Source organism: Mesorhizobium sp. M7A.F.Ca.MR.362.00.0.0, from assembly GCF_004023175.1.
GTDB lineage: Bacteria > Pseudomonadota > Alphaproteobacteria > Rhizobiales > Rhizobiaceae > Mesorhizobium.
On sequence record NZ_RZTF01000605.1, the window covers coordinates 1 to 2,519 of the forward strand.

Annotated in this window: 4 protein-coding genes and 1 tRNA gene; 1 reads left to right on the top strand and 4 read right to left on the bottom strand. The window is 62.8% G+C overall.

The features are described 5' to 3' along the window. Nucleotides 1-91: 91 nt before the first annotated feature. Nucleotides 92-349, bottom strand: coding sequence for a PepSY domain-containing protein (locus tag EOC06_RS35835; protein WP_127332369.1), 258 nt, complete (start codon nt 347-349; stop codon nt 92-94). 126 nt (nt 350-475) lie between these two features. Further along, nucleotides 476-709, bottom strand: a complete 234-nt coding sequence (locus tag EOC06_RS45255; protein WP_127224137.1) for a GcrA family cell cycle regulator — start codon at nt 707-709, stop codon at nt 476-478. Between the two features lie 312 nt (nt 710-1,021). Here EOC06_RS45255 and EOC06_RS35845 point away from each other — a divergent pair, with 312 nt between their 5' ends. After that, complete coding sequence (locus EOC06_RS35845; protein ID WP_128310018.1) at nt 1,022-1,375, top strand: hypothetical protein; 354 nt, start codon at nt 1,022-1,024, stop codon at nt 1,373-1,375. Between the two features lie 50 nt (nt 1,376-1,425). On the opposite strand, the gene EOC06_RS35850 is transcribed toward EOC06_RS35845, so the two are convergent. Beyond that, a tRNA-Val gene (locus EOC06_RS35850) sits at nt 1,426-1,500 on the bottom strand. Between the two features lie 139 nt (nt 1,501-1,639). Further along, nucleotides 1,640-2,323, bottom strand: a complete 684-nt coding sequence (locus EOC06_RS35855; protein ID WP_128310019.1) for a phosphoglycolate phosphatase — start codon at nt 2,321-2,323, stop codon at nt 1,640-1,642. Between the last annotated feature and the right edge of the window lie 196 nt (nt 2,324-2,519).

Here is a 2,519-nt window from a genome sequence, read left to right on the forward strand (position 1 = left end):
CTCCCCGTTACTATACGGGGAGAGGATGCCGGCAGGCAGGTGAGGGGCGGCGCCGGCGCCGGGAAGGCTGGCTAATTTGATGCGGCGAACCCTATTTCGGCTCCGCCGTCACAGGATCGTAGGTGATTTCAACCTTTGCCTTGTCCGCCGTGTAATAGGTGACGGTGTAGGCGCCGCTGTCCCAGTCGACCTCGTCCACATAGCGAAAGCCGTCGCGCTGCTCGACCTTGGCGATGATCTCCGACAGCTTCTTGGCATTGGGCGGCGGCAGCGGCTTGTCGTCCGCCGCCAAAGCTGGCCCGCCGGCGAGAAGAACGGCGACGCTGGTCGCCAGCAGCAATCTGGACATGGCTTTCCCTCAAGTTTCCGTCGGACAGAAACTCGCTGGCGTGCCGGTTTGTTCCGCAGCCGGAATGCGTGCCGATTCAGTCCACCGGTTTGCAGCTGCCCGAATGAGGGCCGCCGCCCGCTTGACTTACGCGGCGCGTCGTTGAGCGGGGTGGAGACCTGAACGGGTTCGACGAGGGTCGACGGCGGTCACGATGCTGTGGTGGTGATCGCAATAGACGCGATCCGCCGAAGTTGGCCCAGCACAGAAACGATAACCGCCGGGTACCGACCGGTCTTCGCTCACCGGGAAGCGGCACTGATAGACGCCTAGCTGAATGAGGGGGACGTCTTTCGAAATCGGTCTGACATTTTCTGGCATGGTTTTTCAGGTTCCTGGTTCATAGCCATTGCCGGCTGACGGCCGCTGTGCGACCGCGTCAAAGCGAGCTTCTCTCGTTTTGGAGGGCTGTGGATCACCATATGGTGATGATCGCAGCGTCATTGAAGCCCGAAACCCTGCTTTCGCAAGCCAATCATTGCGACTTAAGGCCACACCGGCTGCTGGGCGGGCGGGCTACGGAAGCGAATACATTTTGTCAGCAGACAGTGCGGTCGCGTTCCTGAGCATCTCTTCGAACCGTTGCGCCGGTGCTATGGTGTGCCTGCATGATCAGACAGCAGGATACGAGGCATGCCCGAAATCACCCGCCGTACACTTCTTGCGTTCACCGCCGTGGCCTCGGCCATTGAACCGACGTTTGCCGAAGCGGAAGGGGCTTCGCCCGAATTGCGGGCGCTGATCGGAGCCCATGAAGCCAGCTATGTCGGGCTTCACAGGGTTGTTCATCAAGCGGGCAGCAGCAGCCACGAACGCAAGAGGGCAGACCGGATCGAACAGGAAGCCTTGCTGGCCATCTGCTCCTATCCGGCGATCAGCCGAGGCGACCGCCAGGCCAAGGCCGATTACCTGTTGACCGCTGAGGCTCGGGGTGAACTCGACCTGGAAGAGCACATGCAGGCCATCCTGCAATCGATGAAGCGCTGATCGCGGCTCGACCGGCGCATCTCCAGACATCGCCGACTTCCGTAAGGATTTGGTGGGCGATGCAGGGATTGAACCTGCGACCCCACCCGTGTGAAGGGTGTGCTCTCCCGCTGAGCTAATCGCCCGCTCGTAGCCCGAAGGCCAAGCGAGCCGCGATATAAGGGAGGCGGGTGCGGTAAGTCAAGGCGGTGTCCGGCGTTCTGACACGGATCGGTTTTGCTGTGCTTTGCGCCCTGTCTCGGACCGACGCCGGCCGCCTTCCGGTCAGTTTCCGGCAGCGGCAATCAGCCTTTGCGCCAGATCGAGCGTCAGCGCGTCGAAATGCGAAATCACCGCCGAGGGTTCGAATTCGCGGACATGGCGGTCGGTGTAGCCGAAATCGACCGCCACCACGGGGATGCCGGCGGCTTTTGCCGTGTCGATGTCGGTTTGCGAATCGCCGACCATCAGCGCGCGGTGCGGGTCGCCGCCGGCCAGCTTGATGGTCTCGATCAGATGGCGCGGGTCGGGCTTGCGGAAGGCGAACGTGTCCTGGCCGGCGATGGCCGCGAAATGTTTGGTCAGGCCGAGCGCCTCGATCAGCGCCAGCGAGTTGGCTTCGTATTTGTTGGTGCAGATGGCCAGGATATAGCCGGCATCCTCGAAGCGCGCGATCGCCTCGACGACACCGGGATAGGGGCGCGACTTGCCGGGGATGTTGAGCGTGTAGTGGTCGAGGAAAAGTTTCAGCAGCCGGTCATGCTCCTCGACGGCAAGCGATCGCTGATGGGCGGCGTGCGCCCGCTCGATCATCACCCGGCCGCCGTGACCGACAAAACGCCTGAAGCCGGCTTCGTCGACCGCCGCGATCTCGCTGGCGGCCAGGCTGTGGTTGAGGCTGTCGAGCAGGTCCGGCGCTGTGTCGATCAGCGTACCGTCGAGGTCGAACACGATGATCGGTCGGGTCATGGTCTGTCCTGGGCAGGTGTGCAATGGGCAGGCGATAGCGGCTGCGGCGCGTCAAGGCAAGCTGACTGGGGGCAAGCCGGCTTGGCAATCGCTTCAGACCGGTGACAGTTTCAACGTGTGGCGGGACCACCAATTGTGGAAGCCGGCGCTGCCCCTCATCGCCCTGCCGGGCACTTCTCCCCGTATAGTGACGGGG